This is a genomic window from Paraburkholderia largidicola, from assembly GCF_013426895.1.
Classification (GTDB): Bacteria; Pseudomonadota; Gammaproteobacteria; order Burkholderiales; family Burkholderiaceae; genus Paraburkholderia; species Paraburkholderia largidicola.
On record NZ_AP023175.1, the window covers coordinates 1,138,618 to 1,163,382 of the forward strand.

Below are 24,765 nucleotides of genomic sequence, written 5' to 3' on the forward strand. Positions count from 1 at the left end.
TATGCACCCGTTGCGCAGAAACGGATTGTGCATGCGCACATCGCGCATGCTTGCTCGCGGCTGTGACAGAAGCGTGTCGATTGAAAACACCGATAGCGGATCAAGCGCTTCGACTCCGCATAAAAAACGCTTCGTACTGTGGGCTAACCATCATAGGTCAGGGTTCTTCTTATTAGCTTATGTAGCACGAATGCGTTAGGCTTTTATGGTCCGCAATAAAGCCATAGACGATCATTTTTTTAAAGGATTTATTGCGGATGCATGAACACAAGTTGGAAATAGATACCAATAGCGAATCACGGTTTCAATACCGATTCATTCGCGAGCATGGAGACACTCTTGAGTCGCGCAAAGCGGTCTTACGAAGGGGTAGCTTCATGCCCAGCACAACGACTCGACGTGTCGATGCCGCTGGCCTGTTGTCGAGGTGTACCGGGGTAGAACCTGCAAGCCTGACATGGAGAACAGACCCATGAAGCGCGAGCCATTTCGACATGTGCGGACGATCAGTTACGCAACGATGCTTCTCTTTTACGTTGAAGCCCATGCGCAATCGCTTCAAGATCAAACCGCACAGGAAAATATCGCAACCCTTCGCCAGGAACTGAACAACCGTATCAAGGAACTCGATGCATTAAAACGTAAAATCGCGGAAGAAGAAGCGCAATTCCAGCAATTGAGCAAAGCACTCGATTCACGCATGCTCGAAACGACGCGCGGCACGGGCCAACCCGGCTCCGGCGCAGCGCCCGCAACGGGCATCGCGCAGAACGCGGCAGCAGGCGGCAATGCAGACGCAGCGCCCAATGCCGCCGACGCCGCAGCCGCAGGCGCAACGGCAGGCGCCGCGACGGGCGCAGCACCGGCGCCTGTGATCAACATGGCGCAAAACGGAGGTGGCGAGCAACAGGTCCAGCCTGTCGGCCAGGCACCCATCCCCGACACCGCGCCGCCCGCCGTCGCCCCGATCTTCGATCAGCCCGGCGTGCTCACGCCGAAGAACAAGTTCGTGATCGAGCCTTCGTTCCAGTTCGGCTATTCGTCGTCGGACCGTGTCGCGCTGGTCGGCTACACGATCATTCCGGCCTTGCTGATCGGCCTGATCGACGTGCGCGAGATCAAGTCGAACGTGCTGACGGGCGGCCTCGCCGCGCGTTACGGCATCACCAACCGGATGGAAGTCGAAGTGCGCGTACCGTATGTCTATTCGACCAATGACACCGTGAGCCGCGAAATCTTCACGGGTTCCGCGCAGGACAACGTCTTCAATAGCAGCGGCCACGGCATCGGCGACGTCGAAATGACGTTGCGCTACCAGTTGAATGAAGGCGGCCCGGACAAGTTCTATTACATCGGCTGGCTGCGCTTCAAGACGGCCACAGGCAAGAGCCCCTTCGATGTCGTCACCGATTGCGTGACGCGCTGCATCGGCAATACGACGGGTACGGGCTTGCCGCTCGAACAGCCGACAGGCACCGGTTTCTATGCGATCCAGCCTGGCCTCACATGGTTGTTCCCGAGCGACCCGGTCGTATTCTTCGGCAACTTCAGCTATTTGCACAGCTTTGGCCGCAGCGATCTGAGCCTGCACATCCTGAACGGCGAGACCGATTTCGTTGGCAAGATCCAGCCCGGCGATATCTATGGCTTCAATGTCGGCATGGGCCTCGCGTTGAACGAAAAGGCTTCGTTCAGTATCGGCTATGACCAGAGCATCGTGCTGCCGACCAAGCAGAACGGGTCGACCGTTCCGGGCTCGGTGCGCGTGATACTCGGCACGCTGCTCGTCGGCTATTCGTACCGCCTCACGCCGAAGACGACGCTCAACTTCTCGCTCGGCGCCGGCCTCACGCGCGACACGCCGGATCTCACGCTGACTTTCCGCATGCCGATCCAGTTCTAACCTGGTTCGCTCGCAACGCCTCTATCGAAACAAAAACTCGCGACGCCTCCCCAGCGTCGCGAGCTTCTTTTTTCAGGCTTCTACCTGGGCCTCACCGAATTCATCAATGCGTTGTTCAATGTTGCACCCAGATTCATGTTCTTGAAAAAGCCCAATGAATTGACCGATGCGTTGATCGTCGTCAGCGCCTGAATGTTCTGGTTGCTGAGCGTGTTCTGGATCACCGCGCCGGACAAGCCCTGCACGGAGCCCTGCTGCGCGACATTGCCGCCACCGTTTTGCAGCAGCGACCCGATGTTTGCCGAAGCGAGCGCTTGCGCCTGCTGCGTCGTCATGTTGCTCAGGTCGGGAATGTTGAAGCTGGTCTGCGTGACGAGATTGCCATTCACGACTGCCATCCTCGACACACCGAACGAGACCTTCAGACCGTTAGCCACATCGAAGCCGCCGCGCATCGTATCGAGTTTTTCTTCGCTGACGGCGACGGTCGTTTTCGACGACCAGTTCGGATCTTCTGTGTCCGCTCGCGCTTTGACTTCGTGTTCGCGGTCGGGGGGCGTGGCGTTGCGCGACGCCTGAGGCACGGCGATGGGCGCCGCGTAGGAAAGCGGCGCTTTGACCTGTGGCTGCGCGGGCAACGCAGCGCGATCAGTGAGCCGCGGTTGACCGGCTGTTTGCGCCGATGTATTTGTCGAGGCCGTCGGATCTTTGCGCACGCTCGTTGCCGTCTGCGAAGCAGGCACGGCAATCGGCCTCGCATACGAAACGGGCGGCTTGACGATCACGCGTTCATTCGCAGCTGGCGCTTCATGCGCGGGCGACACGGGGGGCGGTGTCGGCGTTGCATCGAGAGCCGGCTGTTCATGCCGCATCAATTGCGCTTGCGCGCGTTCTTCTACTTGCTGTGCGCGCGGCGCTTCAGCCTTTGCGGCCGCGTCAGTGAGTTCACCTTTGCGCGCGGGTACCGCGATCGGTGCCGCATACGACACCGGAAGCGGTTTCACCGGCGCTTCGGCTTCCTGCGCGAGCACATCGTTTTCATTCGAAGACGAAGAAGGCATCGACGAAGGATCGACTACATACAGCGCTTCGTTGACGACGGCTTCGTTGGTTACGCGGCTCGCTTCGTCGGCAGCTTCGCGACGCGGCGTCGCCACGGCAATCGGCGCCGCGTACGACACGGGCACGTAACGCATGCCGTCAGCGTCGCCATCGTCGGAAAACGTCTGCGGCTTTTGCGCCGAGAAGGCATCGACGACAGCCTGCGTAATGGCATCCGTCGCATCCGCGGATGGCGCGGCATCGCGCGATACCAGCGGCTCAGCCGCAGCAGGCGCGTCCTGTTCGAACGCATGCGCGCCGAACGTCACCATCGAGCCACACACCATCGTGGCAATGCCGGCGAGTTTTCGGGTCCCGGTTCTCATGATGGCCCTCAGAAGTCACTCGCGCCGTGCTTCGGCATGACGGTGAAGAACAGACCATCGCGATTGACGCCCGTATAGAGCGGCGCGGGCGGCGCGACTCGCCAGTCGACGGGATCGTTGAAGATCCCAACGCCAGGTTTGTTATGAATGACGAACAGGACCTGGTCTTCCCATTTCGCCTCGAAGCTCTTCAACGGCACGGGACGTGTGCCCGTTGCGGGATCGCCGATCAGCACGCGGTCGTTCTTCAGCCCTTTCACCACGACGAAATGGTGATAGCCGCTTTCGCTGATGAGCACGATCGCGGGCGTGTTCGTTTCGACGAGCTTTTGCAGCGGCAGCTCATAACCGTCCGCGATGAACCCGCGCCGCTCGAGAAAGCGCTTGATATCGAGCAACGAAAAACCCTCGGTGCGGATCTTCGCCTGATCGCCGTTCTCGAACATCTCCTGAAACGCGGTCTGCTCGCTCACCGGATAGTTGTATTGAAACGTGAGCAGCGTCGCCACGGCAGCGGACCCGCAACTGAAGTCGAACTGCTGCTTGATGGTGCGCTTGAAGCGAGCCTCTTTCAGGCTCGTCACGTGCATCGCATAACCGGCACCCGACGATTCGTAGATCGTGATGGGGTCGGCGCGCGCCGGGCTTGTCGCCGTCAACGCGCATGCGAGCAGGCACACGGCTCCCTGAAGTTTCATCGCTCATTCCCCGAAGCGCACGTTGACGATCGTCGCGTTCTGGATCAGCACGTTCGCGCCGGTGTTCTGTATCACGGTAGGCAAACCGCTCGCGTTCGAGAACGAACCGCCCGAGATCATGTTCGATCCCGTGTCCACGTTGCGCGCAGTATTGTTCGCGACCGTGCCGCGCAGGTTCATATCGTTGAAGACGGCTTCGCCGCCGCGATGCGCATCGAGCTGCTCGGCCGACATCGCGACACCGAAGGTCGCGTCGGCAGTGGGCGCCCGCGGCTGGGATGCGGCAGTTGTCTGCGTGTTCTGCGCACTCACCTGCTGGGCGGCCGACACAACGGGGGCGATCGACGTATCCGCTTGCACGGGAGAACGCAATTCGCCGCCAAAAACATAGGCTGCAAAGCAAGGCAGTCCGATGACGACAGGCAGTACCACCTTCGCAATGCGTTTGAACGCCTGCATGGTTGTCTCCTGGTGCTTCGCCGATCCGTGCTGCAACGGCCTCGCGGCGCGCGCGGCAACGTCCTGCGAAGTGCAATTTGTGCGCCCTTCGCCCGGCGCGCCTTCCCCGTGCGCCGCAACGATGGAACAGGAGCCGTGGAGCGCGAACGCCCCACGGCACATCACACAACGACTTGTCGACGCTAACTGTCCTTCCGGTCAGTTAGCGGCCGACAGCCAGGTTTGCCTGCACAGTGACAGCCTGCTGTACGAGCGACGCCATGCCGCTGTTCTGGTTCAGCACCATCACGCCTGCTGCCGACTGAGCCGCGCTCGCCATGCTGTTCGACATGTCGAATGAGCCCGTCGTCATCGTGACGGTTCCGCCAGCGCCGCCTGCACCGCCTGCGCCACCCGTGCCTGCTGCACCGGCTCCAGCCGTAGCCGTCGCCGCGCCGCCTGCACCGCCTGCTGCACCCGCACCGCCGGTTGCCGCGCCGCCATTGCCGGCCGTCGACGTCGCTGCGCCGCCGTTACCCGCTGTGGCCGTCGCCGCGCCGCCAGCACCTGCCGTCGACGTCGCTGCGCCGCCGCTGCCCGTCGCTGCGCCGCCCGAGGCCGTTGCTGCGCCGCCCGTCGCGGTCGCCGCGCCTGCCGTGGCTGCGCCGCCCGTGCCGCTACCCGAAGCGGTTGCCGTGCCGCTGCCCGAGCCGCTGCCCGAACCCGACGCTGCGCCGCTGTTCGAGCTGGCCGTGCCGCCGCCACCGCCCGCGCGTGAGGACAGATCGCCGCTGCCGGCTGCGCCAAGGCCGATACCGGCTCCAGCGCCCAGTGCCGCGCCCTTGCCGCTGCCGTTGCCGCCATAGGCAAGCGTGCCTGCTGCTGCGCCGCCGCCCTTCGCGCCAGCGTCGCCGCCGCTTGCATAGCCCTTGCCGCCGGATGCCTTCGACCAGCCACCGTCGCCGCCCGACGCCTTCGCGTAGCCGCCGTCGCCACCCGATGCCTTCGACCAGCCGCCGTCGCCGGCAATGGCGCGACCGCCGTTGCCGCCGTCGCCGCCATAGCCACCGGCAGCGCCAGCGCTTCCGCCTTTGCCGCCGATGCCACGTGCGCCGTCGCCGCCCTTGCCGCCATTGACGTTGCCGTAGTTGGTCGCGACATTGCCGATGCCGTTGACCCGGACATGGCTCACGGTGCCGTCAAGCTTGCTGACGGCTACGGACGTCGTGTTGTTCCACGAGTCCTGCGCGACCTTCGAGTGTCCCGTCACTTCATTGACGTTGTTGCCCGTCGTACTGCCCTGGGCCGACGACGCCGAGTTCGACAGGGAGTTGTCGCCGCTGCCCGACTTCTGGTTGCACGAGTAGTCGCCATTCGCGCAGGGGTTGGCCATCGCATAGCCGCTAAAGCCCAGCGCGACGATGGCTGCTGATGCCAAAAGTGTCTTACGCATGAAAGCCTCCTATCGGATTAGCGGCCCACGCTCAGGTTTGCCTGAACGGTGACGGCCTGTTGCACCAGCGAAGCCATGCCGCTGTTCTGGTTCGCGACCAGGATGCCCGCTGCCGACTGAGCGACGCTCGTCATGGTGTTGGCCATGCTGAAGTCCCCCGTGCCGACCGAGATCGCGCCGCCCGCGCCGCCTGCCGCGCCTGCGCCGCCCGTGCCCGCGCCGCCGGCCGCTGCCGTCGCCGTGGCTGCTGCGCCTGCACCGCCTGCACCGCCTGCGCCGCCCGTGGCATTGCCGCCGTTACCGGCCGTCGAGCCTGCCGTGCCGCCTGCGCCCGCCGTCGCCGTCGCTGCGCCGCCCGCACCTGCCGTCGACGTCGCTGCGCCGCCCGTGCCTGTGCCTGCGCCGCCCGTGCCCGTGCCGGTTCCAGCCGTCGCTGTGGCTGCGCCAGCCGTGCCTGCGCCGCCCGAGCCCGTACCCGTGCCCGAACCGCTCGCCGTGCCGCTGCCCGAAGCCGTGCTGGTCGCTGCACCGCTCGACGAGCTCGCGCTACCGCCACCGCCATTGGCCTTCGAGTGCACGTCGCCGCTGCCCGCGAGTGCCGCGCCCGCACCGAGCGCGAGACCTGCGCCCTTGCCTGAGCCGTGTCCGTCGCCGCCTGCCGCTGCCGATCCAGCGAGCGAGCTGCCGCCCTTGGCCCATGCGTCGCCGCCGCTGCCGGAGCCCTTGCCGCCGGATGCCCTGGCGTTGCCGCCGTCGCCGGCATAGGACCTGGCGTTGCCGCCATCGCCAGCCGATGCTCTGGAGTTGCCGCCGTCGCCGGCTACGGCCTTGCCGCCATTGCCGCCGTAGCCGCCGTCGCCGCCGATCGCCAATGCGCTGCCGCCCTTGCCGCCGATGCCTTTCGCGCCGCTGCCGCCGCGTCCGCCGTTCGCATTGCCGTCGTTATAGGCATGGTTGCCAATGCCATAAACGCTGACGCCCGATACGGAACCGGACAGTCGGCTTGCTGCGACGATCTTGGTGCTGTTGAACGAGTCCTGCGCGACCTTCGCACCCGTCGTAATTTCATTTGCGTTGTTGCCCGTGGTGCTGGTTTGGCCGGACGTCGCCGAGTTTGTCGATGTGTTGCTCCCGCTGTATGACTTCTGGTTGCAGGATGAATCGCTATCACTGCATGGGTTTGCCATTGCGTAACCGCTGCAGCCCAAGGCGATGACTGCTGCGGACGCCAATAGAGTTTTGCGCATGGAATCCTCCTGGAGGAGATGGGGGGCGGCTTGGCCAACTGCACCAATCCGGCTCGCCGTGTCGCATAGGCGATGCCATGCATGTAAGGCTTTGAAATTTAAAGAAATTTCACATTTCCCGTGATGCGAAATGAAAAGATAGGGGTAATTACCTAGATTTTATGTTTCGCGTTTGAAACGCACAAACCGGCATTGCGCCGGTTTTGGAAAATGAGGGGTTTTGCAATCGCTTTTAATTCAAACGATTAGCGGGAATTATTGAGGAAGGACCGGAGATTTTAAAAACGTTTCTTTTTTGACGGGCGCGATTCTTGAGTGCCAGGATAATCCACCCCAGAACCCCCGTGATTTTTCGACAAACGCGCTTAGTGGCCTTGCGCACCATGGGTTTGCGCCAGATTGGGGCTGGCGATACAGAGCGCAAACGTGGCGTAAAAAAACGTATCGTTTACGACGCTGCAAGCCGCATGTAGCTTTCATCCGCAAGTTTTTCCGCACGCCCGGACGGCAGGCGGAATTATTTTACAATTTCAGTACGTGCCTAATGCACCGAACCCCAGTCATTTATCGCAATGTTAATGGCGCGAAGCATCAATTTGCCATTAACAGCGCCGCACGTCCACTAAAATCAGATCTGCCGCGATATTACTGATAAAGGCAATGCGGCGATATTGCAACGCACTAATGCAGTGCATCAAAGACACGTATTTTCATAGCGTTTAAAACTTAATGGGATATTTAATTATTGGTTATTCATCGGTTAAATCGGATTGCGCATCTTCGAGGTCTGAATCGACGGGCGGTTGCACGAGCCAGGCGCAAATCCGTTCGACGGTCCACGCGGGATCGTCGTGCGGCAAATCGTGACCGGCCCACGCGTGCCGCCAGTGATCGGCGCTCCACGCCGCGGCCAGCGCTGCCGAGCACGCGGGATCGACCAGCCCGTCCGCCCGCGACGACAACACCAGCGTCGCGCACGCCGGCCGTTGCCGGCCGGCGCTGAAGCGCGCGGCCGCGAGCAATTGACGCAGCGCGTTCGCCCGGCTGACGGGCGCGCTCTCGCGGATCGCGATCCATTCGTTCAGGTCGGCCTCGACCGTGTCCCGGTGATTGCAGGTCAGGCGATGGATCGCCTCTTCCGCAGCCCGCGCGTCGCTCCAATGCGAAGCAATGCGCGCCAGCCCCGGCCATGCCTGAGGGCGCAACCGTTCGTCGAAGCGGCTGAACGGCTGCATGCTGGTGTTGATCAGTACGAGCCGGGCGATGTCGGCCGGATGACGTTGCGCCCAACAGGTCGCGACCATGCCGCCCAGCGACATCGCCAGCACGTAATACGGTCCCGGCGCGCCGCTGGCGCGCGCCGCCGCGCGCACGAAGTCGACCATTCCGGCGACGTCCGGCGGCGCGCGCAGGCCCGCATATTCGCCGTTGCCGGGCAGGTCGATAGTCAGCACGCGCGTGGCCGCAGTGTCCGCGGCAGGCGCGCCGTGGTTCGCGCCGTCGAGCGCCGCGCGCAACATGTCGGGCAATGCGCCCCAGTGCCGTGCCTCACGCGTCAGGCCGCGCAGCAGAATCCACGTGCTCATGATTTGCCTGGCTTGTACCAGAGTTCCGTCGCGCTATCGAGCAACTGCTCGCGGCGGCTGCCCTGCGGCAGCCAGCGTTGCGACGCATAGGCGGCGCGCGTCAGGAAGTCGAGCAGGTTCGCGTGACGCCGCAACACGCGCGCGGTGCGGTGCGCTTTCAGCGGGTTGAACATGCCCTGGCGCGAAAAGATCTGCCGGGGATTTTTCTTGATCCACAGCCACGAGCCGAGTTCGAGCGTCATCGGCAGAAAGATGTTGGGCGCAGGCGCGTGATCGTATGCCCAGTCCCACAGGTCGCCGTGCAGCAGATACTGATGGCTCTGCGGCTCGAACATGTAGCCGTGATGCGGATGCGCGCGCTCGAACATCGTCTTCAGCGCGTACATTTCCGGCAGATGCGGCATCGGGCGACGTGTCTTCGCGTACGGGAACCAGATGCTGTCGCTCCAGCCGTAGCCCGAATGACAATCCAACGCGAACGACAGCGGCCGCGCCGCCAGTTCCTGCGCGACCACGCGTAACAGCGCCTCCGCCTCCGCTTCCATCGGTGCACCGCGCCGTCCGCGATACCACGGCAGCCATGAGCCGACGCGCTGTCCGCCCGCGAGTAAAGGCACGCGCTCTTCGGCGTCCTGCGGCGCGTTACGCATCAGATCGACGCCGTTCGGATTGGCGCGCGTCGCGGCCCACATTCCACCTGGATTGACGATGGGTACGAAGATCAAGCGGATCGACTGAAGCTGGCGCACCAGCAGTTCGTCCCATTCGAGCCGCCCGAGCAACGCGCGCATGTAGTCGAGCACGAGTTGCGTGCCGATCCGCTCGAGCCCGTGTATGCCGCCGAAGAAGCCGATCGCGGGCGCCCGCGGATCGCGCGAGCCGATGCTCGCCGTCTGCACGGCGAACGTCCTGCCGCGCACCTGCGCTTCGCACACGGAATGAATTTCGAAGCTGCCGCTGCCGACGTCGAGTATCGCCTGCAGTTCTTCGTACTCCGTAAACGTATCGGGCAAAAAACTCAGAGCCTGCATGGGCTGCGCCGGTTGTGGTGTGCGGTTATTGGAGACGGCTCACGCGTGACGTTTCCAACTATAGCGTTTCGTGCTTGCCAATGGATGACAGTGGGTCGCGTCGTTGCGTTTGTCATATCGATGACACACGGCGCGATCCGGCACTGCGGCGCGCCGCACGCTGCCGGGCAAATCATCGCAAAGATATAGTCGTCTAGATGTTGCGACGCCTTCACTCAACCGTCACAGACGCTTTCTAGAATGTCCCACAACTTCCGGCACGCACCGGAGCCATCGACAGGACATACATGGAAGCAATCCGCATCGAACGCCTGAGCAAGACATTCGGCAACGGCCGCAAGGCGCTCGACGAAATCGCCCTGCGCGTCGAGCAGGGCGAAATGGTCGCGCTGATCGGCGCGTCGGGCTCGGGCAAGTCGACGCTGCTGCGCCATATTGCGGGCTTCATGGTGTCGGATGCGCAGCCTTCGCAGATTGCGATACTTGGGCGTCCGATCCAGCAGAACGGTCGCATCGTGCGCGAGGTGCGCAGCATTCGCCGCGACATCGGCTTCGTGTTCCAGCAGTTCAATCTCGTGAACCGGCTGACGGTTGAAGCGAACGTGCTGATCGGCGCGCTCGCGCGCCTGCCGCTGTGGCGCCGTCTAACGGGCTGCTTTCCGCGCAACGAGCGCGCGCTGTCGATGTCGGCATTGAACGAAGTCGGCATCGGCGAGCATGCGTTCGAACGCGCCTCGAACCTGTCGGGCGGTCAGCAGCAGCGCGCCGCGCTGGCGCGCGCGCTCGTGCAGCAGGCACGCATCATCCTCGCCGACGAGCCGATTGCGTCGCTCGACCCCGAATCGTCGCGCCGCGTGATGGACATGCTGAGCACGCTGAACATCGAGCATCGTTTGACGGTGCTGGTCTCGCTGCATCAGGTCGATATCGCGATGCAGTACTGCACGCGCACGATCGCGATGCGGCGCGGCAAGGTCGTGTACGACGGACCGTCTTCGGCGCTGACGCCCGCGCTTCTGCAGAACCTTTATGGCGACGATGCGCGCGAGCTGCTCGACGACAGTCAGCAACCCGACAACGCTGACAGTGCCGCGAGCGCCGCGCCTCGCGCGCGCGTGCTGCCGCTCAACACGGCGCGCTCGGCCTGATCCCCTTTCCGGAAAGAAACGCAGTACCCGATTCACTCACCTGGAACAGAACTCATGAAATTTCTGCGCTCACTGCTCGCCGGCGTCGCCGCCGTGTCGGCATTCGCGAGCTTCGCCGCCCACGCCGAAGACCTGAATCTCGGCATCATCTCGACCGATTCGTCGGCTGTGCTCAAGCAGCGCTGGCAGCCGCTGATCGATGACATGAACAAGCAGACGGGGCTGAACATCAAGGCGTTCTTCGCGACCGATTATGCGGGCATCATCGAAGGCATGCGCTTCAACAAGGTGCAGGTCGCGTATCTCGGCAATGCGTCGGCGATCGAAGCCGTCGATCGTTCGAATGGCGAAGTATTCGGCAAGACGACCTACGCGAACGGCGACGCCGGCTACTACTCGGTGCTGATCACCAACGTCAACAGCCGCTTCAAGACGCTCGACGACGTGTTCAAGAACACGAAGGACGTGACGCTCGGCTTCGGCGACCCGAACTCGACATCGGGCACGCTGGTCCCCGGCTACTACCTGTTCGCGCAGCACAACGCGCCCGTGCGCACATCGTTCAAGACGGTGCTGCCGTCGAGCCACGAAGCGAACCTGCTCGCCGTCGTGAACAACAAGATCGACATCGCGACGAACAACACCGAGATGCTCGAAACGCTGAAGAAGCAGCATCCCGACCGCTTCGCGCAGGTGCGCGTGCTGTGGCAATCGCCGCTGATTCCGTCGGACCCGCTGGTATGGCGCAAGGATCTGCCCGACGCGACGAAGGACAAGCTGCGCAAGTTCTTCTACAACTACGCGAAGACCGATCCGCGTGAAAAAACCGTGATGGCGAACATCTTCAGCTATGGCGGCTTTGCGCCGTCGACGGATGCGCAGCTGCAGCCGATTCGCCAGATCAAGCTGTTCGAGCAGAAGCAGAAGATCGAAGCAGATGCGTCGCTGTCGGATTCGGATCGCAAGACGCAGATGGCGGCGATCGATGCGAAGCTGTCCGCACTGAACGCGCAAAAGCAATGAACTTAGCCGACCTGAGCGCTGGACGCTCGACGCCGCCGTCGCCGGCCACGCCTTCGCGCGAGGTGCTGGCCGCGGCGGCGGGTAAGCGGAGCTGGACTTCGCTGCTCGGCTGGATCGTCGTGATCGGCGTGCTGGGCTTGTCGTGGCACGCCGCCGACATGCGCCCGCTCGATCTGCTCACCGATTCGGGCAACATGGGGCAGTTCGCCAAGGACTTCTTCCCGCCCGACTTCACGGAATGGCGCACCTATCTGCACGAAATGGGCGTCACGCTCGCGGTCGCGGTGTGGGGCACGGCGCTGTCGATCGTGTGCGCGATTCCTTTCGGGCTGATGTCGGCGCATAACATGGCGCCGGCGTGGGTTGTGCAGCCGGTGCGGCGCTTGATGGATGCGTGTCGCGCGATCAACGAGATGGTGTTCGCGATGCTGTTCATCGTGGCGGTTGGGCTCGGGCCGTTTGCGGGTGTGCTTGCGTTGTGGGTGCATACCACGGGCGTGCTGGCGAAGCTGTTCGCCGAAGCCGTCGAGGCGATCGATCCTCGTCCCGCCGAGGGTGTGCGGGCGACGGGCGCTACCAGTCTCGATGAGATCATTTATGGCGTGCTGCCGCAGGTTTTGCCGTTGTGGATTTCTTATGCGTTGTATCGGTTTGAATCGAATGTGCGGTCGGCGATGGTCGTAGGGATGGTTGGTGCCGGCGGCATCGGGGTCGTGCTTTATGAGTCGATTCGGTCGTTCAACTATTCGCAGACGGCGGCTGTTATGTTGATGGTCATCGTTGTGGTTACTGTTATTGACTTGCTGTCGGCTAGATTGCGGGAGCGGGTGATTTAGGTTTTATTGTCTTGCTATGCTTGGGTGGTTGGCTTTCTTGTTCGCTGGCATCCGCGTGATGTTATTGGTTTGCTAGCGTTGCCCCTGTGCGGGGCGGCACCTACTTTTCTTTGCCGCCGCAAAGAAAAGTAGGCAAAAGAAAGCGGCTCACACCGCCAGTTCTTGTATTTGCCTGAGGGCCCCCACAGGGTCTTACGCTTCACACGGCAACCACGTGACCCACGTCCGTTGCCAGCGCTCTTGAGGTGCGCCTCACCCGCTGCACGCTCCCGCACTACAGCACGCCGTGCCAGACAGTCCACACCCGCCCAGGTGGCAAACTGTGTGTAGGCCAAGGTACTCCACCCGCCTCACTCCGGACCAATAGCGCACGCGTTCCACCCTGTAAAAGCGCTGCCCTATACGACGCGATAACCTACACACAGTTTGCCACCTGGGCGGCATAGACCATTCGCTGCCGCTGGCCTTTGCGTGGGTATTCGAAGCGGGTGAGGCGCACGTTGAGAGCGTTGGCAACGAACGCGAACAAGTGCACTGCCGCGTGAAGGATGGGGACGTTGGGGGCCCGTGGACAGGAACACGGGCTGGCGGTGTTAGCCGCTTTCTTTTGCCTACTTTTCTTTGCGGCGGCAAAGAAAAGTAGGTGCCGCCCCGCACAGGGGCAACGCTTGAAGCACGAAGGCAGAACGCGGATGCCCGCGCAAACCCAAGCAAACCACCTGGCGTCGCAGACAAAAACCACACAAACCCCCTCACATCAACACAAAAAACCACATCTACGGAATAATACCGGCTTTAGCCTGAAACAAAACCCTGGATGGAATCCTTCATCGTCCTGCTAGTTCTAGCATCCGCCATGCTCCACGCGAGCTGGAACGCCTTCCTGCGTCTCGCCGAAGACCGCATCTGGCTCCTCGGCATGATGTCGATCCCCTACCTCGCCGTGAGCGCCATCGGCGTCATCGTCCTGCCCATTCCCGCGCCCGCCGCATGGCCCTACATAGCTGCATCGGTCGTGCTGGAATTCGGCTATTGCCTCGCGCTCGTGCGTGCCTACCGCAGCGGTGACTTCGGGCAGATCTATCCGATCGCGCGCGGGCTCTCGCCCATGCTGGTGTTCGCCGGCGCGCTCGTGTTCGCGCACGAAACCCTCAAACCACTCGCAGCAACAGGCGTCGCGCTGGTGTCGCTCGGCATCGTCTCGCTCGCGTTTCGCCGCAACATGCGCTTCTCCGGCGAAAGCGTGCCCTACGCTTTGCTCACGGGTCTTTTCATCTCGGCATACTCCGTCGTCGACGGAATCGGCGCGCGCGTCGCGGGCAATGGTCTCAGCTACATCATGTGGGTCTATCTGCTGTGGAACGTGCCGCAGTTCCTGCTCGTGTGGCATTGGCGCGGCGGCGCAAAAGGACTCTTCACGTCGCGCGAAACGGTGTTGAAAGGCATGCTGTCAGGCGTGATCGCGTTGGTCGCGTATTGCCTCATCATCGAGGCGTATCGCTTTCTGCCCATCGCCATGGTGTCCGCGCTGCGCGAACTCAGCTCGATTTTCGCGGTGCTGATCGGCTTCTCGTTCATGCACGAAAAGCTGACCGCGCGCCGCGTGTTCGCCTGCACGCTCGTCACGCTCGGCGCCGTGCTGATACGCTTCTAACGTCAGTGCGCGTCGATCACGCGAACAGCGGTAACGTCGCGTCGATCGCATCGGCGAGTGTGTCGAACGCGGGCGCGATCTCCTCGTCGGGCACGCACGCATAGCCGATCAGCAACCCCGACTGCGCGCGCGACGGTTGCGCGTAATACCCCGACAACGGACGCACGACGATATTGCGTTCGAGCGCAGCCGCCGCCACGGCGCGATCGTCCGTGCCTTCGGGTAGCTGCATCACGAGATGCAGGCCCGCATCGCCGCCGACAGCCGGCAACGCATCGCCATAACGCCGTGCCGCGGCATCGAGCAAGGTCGAGCGGCGCTGACCATACAGCGTGCGCATCTTGCGGATGTGCGACGTGAAATGCCCTTCGGCGATGAACTCCGCGAGCATCGCCTGCTGCAGCAACTGACCTTCCCGATACAGCTCGGCGCTGGCCGTCGCGAAGCTCTCGGCCAGCGCCTCGGGCACGACCAGATAGCCGATCCGCAGCCCCGGAAACAGCGTCTTGCCAAAGCTGCCGACATAGATCACCTGCCCCGCCGTATCGAGCCCTTGCAGCGACGCGAGCGGCCGGCTGCCGTAGCGGTACTCGCTGTCGTAGTCGTCCTCAATGATCCAGCACTGGTTCTGCCGCGCGTATTCGAGCAGCATCCGCCGGCGCGCGAGGCTCATCACCATCCCGAGCGGGTACTGATGCGACGGCGTGACGAGAATCAGCTTCGGCGGATGCGCGAGATCGTCGGGTGACGGGTTGATGCCTTCGTCGTCGACGGCGATCGGGCGCGATTTGAGGCCCGACACGTGCATCACGCTGCGCACGCCCCAATAGCACGGGTCTTCCGTCCAGATGACGTCGCCGGGATCGGACAGCAGGCGCACGGCCAGATCGACGGATTGATGGATGCCCGTCGTGATGATGATCTGCTCGGGCGTGCAGCGCACCGAGCGCGACGTGCGCAGATAGTCCGCCAGCGCGTGGCGCAGCAATGACAGGCCGCCGCCAGGCGCGTAGGTCAGCAGATCGGGCCGCAGACGCCGCCAGTACTTGTTGTGCAAGCGGCTCCAGGCGCGCGCCGGAAAGCGCGTGACGTCCGGCACGCCCGGCATGAACGCGCCCCACTGCCGCTTCGACACGCCCGCGCCCGCAATCAGCCGCGCGCCGCGCTGCGACAGCGCGCGCGCGGCGGGCTGTTGCGCGTGCAGAGCGGATTTCGAATGCGGCAACGGCAACGCCTGCTGCAACTGCTGCACGGACGCCGAAACAGGCGCAGTCTGTCCGTCTGGCGATCCGACGATTTCATCCGGCGACGTATCGGCGACGAACGTGCCGCGCCCCGTCGCAGATGTCACGTAGCCCTCCAGCGCGAGCTGCTCGTAGACCTGGGTGACGGTGTTGCGCGCGATGCCGAGCTCGTTGGCGAGCAGGCGTGACGACGGCACCTTGCTGCCAGCGGGCAGTTCACGCGTCAGGATGGCCTGTTGCAGCAGCCGATGCAGCTGGCGATAGATAGGCTGGCCGCTGCCGCGGTCCAGACGCTGGGCCAGCCAGTCGGACAAAACACTCGCGCGCATGAATTGGCTCCTGATTTTTTACCAAAATGGCTCTGAAATTTAGAGCCAAATCTGATTATAGTCGCAGCATGTGCCGCGAAGGACGCGAGCGCCTGAACAAACCCGAACAGGAGATCTCCGTGAAGAATGCTGAACTGAAGAGCCGCAAGGACGCCGCCACCCCGCGCGGCGTGGGCGTGATGTGCGATTTCTACGCTGCGCGCGCCGAGAATGCGGAGTTGTGGGACGTCGAGGGCCGCCGCTACATCGATTTCGCGGCGGGCATCGCGGTGTGCAACACGGGTCATCGTCATCCGAAGATCGTCGAGGCTGTGCGCGCGCAACTGGACAACTTCACGCACACGGCTTATCAGATCGTGCCGTACGCGTCGTATGTCGAGCTGGCCGAGAAGATCAACCAGCGTGCGCCGGGCGACTATCCGAAGAAGACGGCGTTCTTCACGACGGGCGCCGAGGCTGTTGAAAACGCGATCAAGATCGCGCGTGCCGCGACGGGCCGTCCGGGCGTGATCGCGTTCACGGGCGGCTTCCATGGCCGCACGATGATGGGCATGGCGCTGACGGGCAAGGTTGCGCCGTACAAGCTGAACTTCGGCCCGTTCCCGGCTGACGTGTTCCACGCACCGTTCCCGAATCCGCTGCACGGTGTGACGACGGCGGACTCGTTGAAGGCGATCGAGTTTCTGTTCAAGGCCGACATCGATCCGAAGCGCGTCGCGGCGATCATTTTCGAGCCGGTGCAAGGCGAAGGCGGTTTCTATCCGGCGCCTGCCGAATTCGTGCGCGCGCTGCGCAAGCTGTGCAACGAGCACGGCATCCTGCTGATCGCCGATGAAGTGCAAACGGGGTTTGCGCGTACGGGCAAGCTGTTCGCGATGCATCACTACGACGTCGTGCCTGATCTGATGACGATGGCCAAGAGCCTGGCGGGTGGCATGCCGCTGTCGGGCGTCGTTGGTCGCGCGGATGTGATGGATGCCGCTGCGCCCGGCGGGCTGGGTGGCACGTATGCGGGTAATCCGTTGGCGGTGGCTTCGGCGCTTGCCGTGCTCGATATCATCGATGAAGAGAAGCTCTGCGAGCGAGCTGTTCTGCTTGGCGACAAGCTGAAGTCGCGCTTGACTGCGCTGCAGTCGGAAGTGCCGCAGATCGCCGATGTGCGGGGTCCTGGCGGCATGGTCGCCGTCGAGTTCTGCAAGCCCGGTACTTCCGATGCGGATGCTGATTTCACCAAGCGCGTGCAGACGCGGGCTCTGGAGCGTGGGTTGTTGCTGCTCGTGTGTGGTGTTTATTCGAACGTTGTTCGGTTCTTGTTCCCGCTGACTGTTCAGGATTCTGTCTTTGATGAGGCGCTTTCGATTCTCGAAGAAGTGCTGAAGGAGACTGTGGGCGTGACGGCCTGATCTTTTTTTTGCCTGCGGCGGCTTTTTTTGAAGTCGCCGGGTTTGTTTGTGTTTTGTTTGTCTGCGACGCTGTGCGGTGTTTTTGTGTTTGCGCTGGCATCCGCGTTTTGTTGTTGGTTCGCTAGCGTTGCCCCTGTGCGGGGCGGCACCTACTTTTCTTTGCCGCCGCAAAGAAAAGTAGGCAAAAGAAAGCGGCTCACACCGCCAGTTCTTGTATTCGCCTGAGGGCCCCCACAGGGTCTTACGCTTCGCACGGCATCGCGCTGATCTAACGTTGGTTGCCAACGTTCTGAGTGTTAGCCTCACCCGCTTCGCACGCCCGTACAACGGCTAACGGCCGCGAATGGTATGCGCCGCCCAGGTGGCAAACGGTGTGTAGGTTGTCGCGTCATATAACCCGGCGCTCTTACATGGTGGGGCGCATGCGCTATCGGTCCGAAGTGAGGCGTGTGAGGTACTACGGCCTGCACACAGTTTGCCACCTGGGCGGCGGTGGACTGTCTGGCACGGTGTGCCGCGACGCTGGGGCATGAAGCGGGTGAGGCGCACTGCAAGAGCGCTGGCAACGAGCGTGGGTCACGTGGTTGCCGTGTGAAGTGTAAGACCCTTTGGGGGCCCTCAGGCGGGAAGAAATGTTGGCGGTGTTAGCCGCTTTCTTTTGCCTACTTTTCTTTGCGGCGGCAAAGAAAAGTAGGTGCCGCCCCGCACAGGGGCAACGTTTGAAGCACCAGTAACAAAATGCGGATGCCAGCACAAACGCCAGAACAACCAAACCAGCGTCGCAGACATAAGAACCCAAAAGGACGAGTGAAAATGACTGACTTGCGTAGCAAACTAAAAGACCCTTCCCTGCTGCAAAGCAATGCATACATCAATGGCGAGTGGCAGGATGCCGAAAACAAAGAAACCTTCGAGATCCTGAACCCGGCAACAGGCGAACTGATCGCACAAGTGCCGCGAATGGGCACACAAGAAACCCGCCGCGCCATCGAAGCGGCAAACAAGGCATGGCCCGCCTGGAAGGCAAAAACCGGCAAACAACGCGCAGAAATCCTCCGCAAGTGGAACGACTTGATGCTCGCGAACGCCGATGACCTGGCGTTAATCCTGACCACGGAACAAGGCAAACCGCTCGCCGAAGCAAAAGGCGAAATCGGCTACGCCGCCTCCTTCCTCGAATGGTTCGGCGAAGAAGCCAAGCGCGTCTACGGCGATACGATCCCCACCGTCGCGAACGACAAACGCATCGTCGTCACGAAGGAACCGGTCGGCGTCTGCGCCGCCATCACACCGTGGAACTTCCCCGCTGCGATGATCACCCGCAAGGTCGGACCCGCCCTCGCCGCAGGCTGCCCGATCGTCGTCAAGCCCGCTGAAGCGACGCCGCTCTCCGCGCTCGCGCTCGCCGTACTCGCCGAGCGCGCTGGCGTGCCCGCCGGCATCTTCAGCGTCGTCACCGGCGATCCGAAACCGATCGGCGGCGAAATGACCAGCAACGCAACCGTGCGCAAACTGTCGTTCACGGGCTCAACGGCAGTGGGACGTCTGCTGATGGCGCAGTGCGCGCCGACCGTCAAGAAGGTGTCGCTGGAACTGGGCGGCAACGCGCCGTTCATCGTGTTCGATGACGCCGATCTCGACGCGGCCGTCGAAGGCGCCATTGCTTCGAAGTACCGCAACAGCGGTCAGACCTGCGTCTGCACCAACCGCTTCTACGTGCATGACAGCGTCTACGATGCGTTCGCCGAAAAACTCGCCGCAGCCGTGACGAAGCTCAAGGTCGGCTTCGGCACCGAACAAGGCGTGCAGCAAGGCCCGCTCATCAACGAGGCGGCCGTGCTCAAGGTCGAGTCGCATATCGAGGATGCACTCGGCAAGGGCGCGCGCGTCGTCACGGGTGGCAAGCGTCATGCGCTCGGTCACGGCTTCTTCGAGCCGACCGTGCTCGCCGATGTCACGCCGGACATGAAGGTCGCGCGCGACGAAACCTTCGGTCCGCTCGCGCCGCTGTTCCGCTTCTCGTCGGATGCGGAAGTGGTCGAGATGGCGAACAGCACGGAATTCGGGCTGGCGTCGTATTTCTATAGCCGCGATATCGGTCGTATCTGGCGCGTTGCCGAAGCGCTCGAGTTCGGTATGGTTGGGATCAACACCGGTGCGATCTCGAATGAAGTGGCGCCGTTTGGTGGGGTCAAGCAGTCAGGGCTTGGGCGTGAAGGCTCGCATTACGGCATTGATGAGTATGTCGTGATCAAGTACATGTGTATTGGCGGGGTTTGATTTTTTTCGTCTGCGACGCTTTTTGGTTTTTGGTCTTCGGCCAGTGTCGCTGGCATCCGCGTGATGTTATTGGTCTGCTAGCGTCGCCCCTGTGCGGGGCGGCACCTACTTTTCTTTGCCGCCGCAAAGAAAAGTAGGCAAAAGAAAGCGGCTCACACCGCCAACATTTCTTCTTGCCTGAGGGCCCCCAAAGGTTCCTACGCTTCACACGGCAACCACGTGACCCACGTCCGTTGCCAGCGCTCTTGCGGCGCGCCTCACCCGCTTCACGCTCCCGCACTACAGCACGCGGTGCCAGATAGTCCACGGCCGCCCAGGTGGCAAACTGTGTGTCGGCACAGGTACTCCACACGCCTCACTCCGGACCAATAGCACACACGTTCCACCCTGTAAGAGCGCCAGGTTATACGACGCGACAACCTACACACCGTTTGCCACCTGGGCGGCGCATACCATTCGCTGCCGCTGGCCCAAGTAGGGTATTCGAAGCGGGTGAGGCGTTCATTCGAAGCGTTGGCAACGGGTACCAGCCAAGGGCTCTGCCGAATGAAGCATGGGGACGTTGGGGGCCCGTGGATAGGAACATGGGCTGGCGGTGTGAGCCGCTTTCTTTTGCCTACTTTTCTTTGCGGCGGCAAAGAAAAGTAGGTGCCGCCCCGCACAGGGGCAACGCTAGCGAACCAATAACATCAAGCGGATGCCAGCACAAACGCCAAAACAACCAAACCAGCGTCGCAGACATAAGAACCCAAAACAATAACATCACGCGGATGCCAGCCACAGAATCAAGCAAGAACAGTATCCCCCGCATGATAAGAAGACCGCACCAGCGGCCCCGACACCACCTCACGAAACCCCATCTTCAACCCCTCCTCTCTGAAAGCAGAAAAAGTCTCCGGCACGACATAGCGCTTAACAGCCATATGAAACCTGGAAGGCGCGAGATACTGCCCGATCGTGAGCACATCAACGCCATGCGCACGAATATCCCGCATCGTCTCCAGAAGTTCATCATCACTTTCCCCGAGCCCCACCATCAAGCCGGATTTAGTGACCACTGAAGCATTCGCCTCCTTCACCCGCCGAAGCAACATCAAAGACCCACGATAATCCGCGCCCGCCCGTGCCGCGCGATACAGCGAAGGCACCGTTTCGACGTTGTGATTGAACACATCCGGCCACGCCGCCGACAACGCATCGAGCGCCCGCTCGACACGCCCCCGGAAATCCGGCGTCAACACCTCGACGCGTATCCCCGGCACGCGCTCACGCAGCAACGCAACACAACGCGCAAAATGCGCCGCGCCACCGTCGCGCAGATCATCGCGATCCACCGATGTAATCACCACATACCGCAGCCCCAACGCAGCGACGGCGTCAGCCAGCCGCGCCGGTTCTTCATCGTCGAGCGGCAGCGGCCTTCCATGCGCGACATCGCAAAACGCACAACGCCGCGTGCAGATGCCGCCCATGATCATGAACGTCGCCGTGCGCTGCGCGAAGCATTCGCCGATATTCGGGCACATCGCTTCCTCGCACACCGAATGCAGACGATGCTCGCGCAGTATCGACGCCATGCCCGCCACCGTCTCGCTCATCATCGGCCTTGCGCGCAGCCATGCAGGCTTCGGCAGCGCGCCGCCCGGCTCCGGTGGCACGACCTTCACGGGAATGCGCGCGAGTTTGTCACGGCTCCTCAAGCCGTGCTGCCCCAGCGCGGTAACGCTGTCGTGGGTAGACATCTGCGGCGCGGCTGCCATCGTCAGGCTCCGAAGAAGTCGTTGAGCAGGCGGTTCACCTCCGATGCCGACTCCATCTGCACCATATGCCCCTTGCCCGGCAGCACATGCACGCGGATATCGCCGGGCAGCCCTTGCGCGTGGCTCGCAGGAATGATCTGGTCGAGCTCGCCCCAGATCACCAGCGTGCGCGGCGCGAGCCTGTCGAGACGATCGCGATAGCTACGCTGCTGCGCGCCATCCTTGAACGCCGACGCCGCGATCTTCTGCAAGGTCTCGCCCACCCCTTCGAGCCGCTTGTACTTGACGATATCCTCGACCAGTTGCCGCGTGACGAGAGAACCGTCGGCGAACAGTTTCGTCAGATGCGGCTTCAGCGTATTGCGGCTGTTGCCCGACACGAATCCGTCGATGTACTCGCGGTTGATCTCATTGCCAAGACCCGCCCCCGCGATCAGCGAAAGCGACGCCACACGCTGCGGCGCTTTCGCTGCGACCGTCATCGCGACGAGACTGCCCATCGAATGCCCGACGAAATGCGCACGTTCGATACCGCGATCGTCAAGAAACGCGATCACGCTATCGGCCAGCTCATCGGCGCTGCCCGACTCCACCGCTTTCGTCGATTCGCCATGCCCCGGCAGGTCCAGCGCATACACCGTGCGATGCGCGGCGAGGTCGGCGTGATTGAACAGCCAGTTGTTCAGATCGCCGCCGAAACCGTGGATCAGCACGGCGGGCGTGCCGCCGTCGCCGATCTTCAGATACCGAATGGTGCGCCCGCCGATCTGCGCTTTCTCCGGCTGCGGGCCTGCATCGGCGGAGTCTTCGGCGAGCGGCACGAAATCGCGCTGGAACGCTTCGACGGCTGCATCGATGTCGGCATCCGCCTCCTGCTCATCCGCGACCACGCCGAGCAGCGCGCCGACGGGCAGCGTGTCGCCCTCCTGCGCGACCTGGCGACGCAACGTGCCGTTGAACGCGCACTCCACACCCGAAGCAATCTTGTCGCTTTCGACGTCGAGCACTTCGTCGCCCTTCGCCACCGTGTCGCCAATCGACTTCAACCAGCCGTTGACCTGCCCCTGCTGCATCGACAGGCCCCACTTGGGCATCGTGATCATGTGAATCGACATTGCTCAGTTCCTCGCTCAGTGTCGCGTTGCTTTGACGGCTGCGGCAATCTTGTCCGCCGACGGGATATACAGGTCCTCCAGCACGCCCGAGAAAGGCGCGGGCGTATGCGGCGCGGTGACGATTTCCACCGGCGCCTTCAGCGAATGGAAGGCCTTCTGCGCGGCGAGCGCGGCGATATCGGTGGCGACCGAGCAGCGCGGATTCGCTTCGTCGACGACGACCAGACGGCCCGTGCGCTCCAGGCTTTCCAGAATCGTCTCTTCATCGAGCGGCGACGTGGTGCGCAGATCGATCACTTCGGCCTTGATGCCTTCTTTCGCGAGCCGGTCGGCGGCGTCCGTGGCGTAGTGCACCATGCGGCCATACGTGACGATGGTCACGTCATCGCCTTCGCGCACTACGTTCGCTTCGCCGAACGGAATCGCGTACAGCTCTTCGGGCACGTCGCCTTCGCGGGTGTACAGCAGCTTGTGCTCGCAGAAGATGACGGGATCGTTTTCGCGGATCGCCTGGATCATCAGGCCCTTCGCGTCGTACGGCGTCGAGGGGCACACCACCTTCAGCCCCGGTACATGCGTAAACAGCGAGGTCAACATCTGCGAGTGCTGCGCGGCGGCGCGCAAGCCCGCGCCCTGCATCGTGCGAATCACGACGGGTGTGACGGCATTGCCGCCGAACATGTAGCGGAATTTCGCGGCCTGATTGAAGATCTGATCGAAGCACACGCCCATGAAGTCGATGAACATCAGTTCCGCGACAGGGCGCATGCCCGCTGCCGCCGCGCCGACCGCTGCGCCGATGAAGCCGCCTTCCGAAATCGGCGTGTCGAGCACGCGGCCCGGATACTTGTGAAAGAGCCCTTTCGTGACGCCGAGCACACCGCCCCATGCGTCCTGTTCGCCCGGCGAGCCCGCGCCGCCCGCGTTGTCTTCACCCATCACGATGACGCTTTCGTCGCGTGCCATTTCCTGACTCAGTGCTTCGTTGATTGCCTGAGAGTATGTGATCTTGCGTGCCATGTCTTGTCTCCTGTCGATCGGAGTTGGCGCTTTAGCGCCTTACTCCGATCCCATGCAGCGAAGCTGCGGTCGACGCGAGTTGGCGCTTTAGCGCCTTACTCTCGTCCCATGCAGCGAAGCTGCGGTTGCCTGGAATAAAACTGGTTGAATTACGGATACGACACGTAGACGTCAGTCAGCAGATCCGCTTCCGTCGGCAGCGGCGCGGCTTTCGCCTTCAGGACAGAATCGTCGATCAGCGTTTTCACATCCGCATCGATCTTGCTCAGATCGTTGGACGTCAGCATCTCCGCGCGCACCACACGCTCTGCGAAGCGCTTCAGGCAATCCTTCTCGTCGCGCAGCTTCTGCACTTCACCCGGCGCGCGATACGTCTGCGCATCGCCTTCGAAGTGACCAAAGTAACGCGACAGCTTCACTTCGACGAGCGTCGGCCCACCGCCGCCGCGCGCGCGATCGATCGCTTCGCCTAGCGCTTCATGGACCGCAAAGAAATCGAAGCCGTCGACGATCACGCCCGGCATGCCGAAGCCGCTCGCGCGGTCCGCGATGTTGTCGGACGCAACGGACCACGTCGACGACGTCGCCTCCGCATAGCCGTTGTTCTCCGCGACGAAGATGGCCGGCAAGCGCCACACGCTCGCGAGATTCATCGATTCGAAGATCGTCCCCTGATTCGACGCGCCGTCGCCGAAGAAGCACACGCCCACGCCGCCCGTTTTCTTCAGCTTGGCCGCGAGCGCCGCGCCGCACACGAGCGGACCGCCCGCGCCGACGATCCCATTCGCACCCAGCATGCCCTTCGACAGATCGGCGATGTGCATCGAGCCGCCCTTGCCCTTGCACACGCCCGTCTGCCGGCCGTAGATCTCGGCCATCATCCCGTGCACGTCGACGCCCTTCGCGATGCAGTGGCCGTGGCCACGGTGCGTGGTCGCTACATAATCGCGGTCGTTCAGATGCAGCATCGTGCCGACGGCCGATGCTTCCTCGCCTGCATACAGATGCACGAAGCCGGGGATCTCGCCTGTGGCGAACTCGACGTGCAGGCGCTCTTCGAACTCGCGAATGGTGCGCATCAGCCGGTACGCTTCCAGCAGTTTCTCCCTGCTCAACTGATTTGACATGGTGTGTCTCCTTGGTGATGTCGATCGTTACAGCAACGGGTGC

The 24,765-nt window shown here is 62.6% G+C and carries 19 protein-coding genes; 7 read left to right on the plus strand and 12 right to left on the minus strand.

Translation table 11 applies throughout. The annotated features are described in order from the left end of the window. Positions 1-472 precede the first annotated feature (472 nt). Positions 473-1,903 (plus strand): acetate kinase, encoded by a 1,431-nt coding sequence (locus PPGU16_RS21675; protein WP_180724809.1) that lies wholly within the window; start codon positions 473-475, stop codon positions 1,901-1,903. An 80-nt stretch (positions 1,904-1,983) separates the two neighbouring features. Here the strand turns inward: PPGU16_RS21675 and PPGU16_RS21680 are convergent, their stop codons facing one another. The 7 genes from PPGU16_RS21680 to PPGU16_RS21710 all read right to left on the minus strand — a co-directional run bounded on the left by PPGU16_RS21680 (position 1,984) and on the right by PPGU16_RS21710 (position 9,783). Further along, positions 1,984-3,330: a hypothetical protein gene (locus PPGU16_RS21680; RefSeq protein WP_180724811.1), complete on the minus strand. Its 1,347-nt coding sequence runs from the start codon at positions 3,328-3,330 to the stop codon at positions 1,984-1,986. 8 nt (positions 3,331-3,338) lie between these two features. Then, positions 3,339-4,028 (minus strand): C39 family peptidase, encoded by a 690-nt coding sequence (locus PPGU16_RS21685; RefSeq protein WP_180724812.1) that lies wholly within the window; start codon positions 4,026-4,028, stop codon positions 3,339-3,341. Between the two features lie 3 nt (positions 4,029-4,031). Further along, positions 4,032-4,487, minus strand: a complete 456-nt coding sequence (locus PPGU16_RS21690; RefSeq protein ID WP_180724814.1) for a hypothetical protein — start codon at positions 4,485-4,487, stop codon at positions 4,032-4,034. A gap of 202 nt (positions 4,488-4,689) precedes the next feature. After that, positions 4,690-5,919, minus strand: coding sequence for a hypothetical protein (locus tag PPGU16_RS21695; RefSeq protein ID WP_180724815.1), 1,230 nt, complete (start codon positions 5,917-5,919; stop codon positions 4,690-4,692). A gap of 17 nt (positions 5,920-5,936) precedes the next feature. Beyond that, positions 5,937-7,166, minus strand: a complete 1,230-nt coding sequence (locus tag PPGU16_RS21700) for a hypothetical protein (RefSeq protein WP_180724817.1) — start codon at positions 7,164-7,166, stop codon at positions 5,937-5,939. A gap of 749 nt (positions 7,167-7,915) precedes the next feature. After that, positions 7,916-8,752 (minus strand): alpha/beta fold hydrolase, encoded by an 837-nt coding sequence (locus tag PPGU16_RS21705; protein ID WP_180724819.1) that lies wholly within the window; start codon positions 8,750-8,752, stop codon positions 7,916-7,918. After that, positions 8,749-9,783 (minus strand): M14 family zinc carboxypeptidase, encoded by a 1,035-nt coding sequence (locus PPGU16_RS21710; protein WP_180724821.1) that lies wholly within the window; start codon positions 9,781-9,783, stop codon positions 8,749-8,751. Before PPGU16_RS21710 ends, PPGU16_RS21705 begins: the two co-directional genes overlap by 4 nt. Before the next feature lie 287 nt (positions 9,784-10,070). Here PPGU16_RS21710 and phnC point away from each other — a divergent pair, with 287 nt between their 5' ends. The 4 genes from phnC (at position 10,071) to PPGU16_RS21730 (ending at position 14,444) form a co-directional block, all read left to right on the plus strand. Next, a complete protein-coding gene (gene phnC, locus PPGU16_RS21715) occupies positions 10,071-10,931 on the plus strand; it encodes a phosphonate ABC transporter ATP-binding protein (RefSeq protein ID WP_180724822.1) in 861 nt (286 codons plus the stop codon). A gap of 54 nt (positions 10,932-10,985) precedes the next feature. Next, the gene (gene phnD, locus PPGU16_RS21720) at positions 10,986-11,954 is read left to right on the plus strand and encodes a phosphonate ABC transporter substrate-binding protein (RefSeq protein WP_180724823.1); all 969 of its coding nucleotides are present in this window, start codon (positions 10,986-10,988) and stop codon (positions 11,952-11,954) included. Beyond that, on the plus strand, positions 11,951-12,790 hold the full coding sequence (gene phnE, locus PPGU16_RS21725) for a phosphonate ABC transporter, permease protein PhnE (RefSeq protein ID WP_180724825.1): 840 nt from the start codon (positions 11,951-11,953) through the stop codon (positions 12,788-12,790). Before phnD ends, phnE begins: the two co-directional genes overlap by 4 nt. An 817-nt stretch (positions 12,791-13,607) precedes the next feature. Further along, on the plus strand, positions 13,608-14,444 hold the full coding sequence (locus tag PPGU16_RS21730) for a DMT family transporter (protein WP_180724827.1): 837 nt from the start codon (positions 13,608-13,610) through the stop codon (positions 14,442-14,444). 16 nt (positions 14,445-14,460) lie between these two features. On the opposite strand, the gene pdxR is transcribed toward PPGU16_RS21730, so the two are convergent. After that, positions 14,461-16,017, minus strand: coding sequence for a MocR-like pyridoxine biosynthesis transcription factor PdxR (gene pdxR / locus PPGU16_RS21735; protein ID WP_180724829.1), 1,557 nt, complete (start codon positions 16,015-16,017; stop codon positions 14,461-14,463). Between the two features lie 119 nt (positions 16,018-16,136). Between pdxR and PPGU16_RS21740 the strand changes: the two genes are divergently transcribed. Both PPGU16_RS21740 and PPGU16_RS21745 read left to right on the plus strand, forming a co-directional pair. After that, positions 16,137-17,420 (plus strand): 4-aminobutyrate--2-oxoglutarate transaminase, encoded by a 1,284-nt coding sequence (locus tag PPGU16_RS21740; protein ID WP_180724831.1) that lies wholly within the window; start codon positions 16,137-16,139, stop codon positions 17,418-17,420. Positions 17,421-18,233: 813 nt separating this feature from the next. Further along, positions 18,234-19,700, plus strand: coding sequence for an NAD-dependent succinate-semialdehyde dehydrogenase (locus tag PPGU16_RS21745; RefSeq protein ID WP_180724833.1), 1,467 nt, complete (start codon positions 18,234-18,236; stop codon positions 19,698-19,700). A gap of 785 nt (positions 19,701-20,485) precedes the next feature. Here the strand turns inward: PPGU16_RS21745 and lipA are convergent. The 4 genes from lipA to PPGU16_RS21765 all read right to left on the minus strand — a co-directional run bounded on the left by lipA (position 20,486) and on the right by PPGU16_RS21765 (position 24,722). Further along, positions 20,486-21,460: a lipoyl synthase gene (lipA, locus tag PPGU16_RS21750; protein WP_180724835.1), complete on the minus strand. Its 975-nt coding sequence runs from the start codon at positions 21,458-21,460 to the stop codon at positions 20,486-20,488. A 2-nt stretch (positions 21,461-21,462) separates the two neighbouring features. Beyond that, the gene (locus PPGU16_RS21755; protein WP_180724837.1) at positions 21,463-22,575 is read right to left on the minus strand and encodes an acetoin dehydrogenase dihydrolipoyllysine-residue acetyltransferase subunit; all 1,113 of its coding nucleotides are present in this window, start codon (positions 22,573-22,575) and stop codon (positions 21,463-21,465) included. Positions 22,576-22,590: 15 nt separating this feature from the next. Then, entirely contained in the window at positions 22,591-23,595 is a 1,005-nt protein-coding gene (locus PPGU16_RS21760; protein WP_180724838.1) for an alpha-ketoacid dehydrogenase subunit beta, read from the minus strand. 149 nt (positions 23,596-23,744) lie between these two features. Further along, positions 23,745-24,722: a thiamine pyrophosphate-dependent dehydrogenase E1 component subunit alpha gene (locus PPGU16_RS21765; RefSeq protein ID WP_180724839.1), complete on the minus strand. Its 978-nt coding sequence runs from the start codon at positions 24,720-24,722 to the stop codon at positions 23,745-23,747. Between the last annotated feature and the right edge of the window lie 43 nt (positions 24,723-24,765).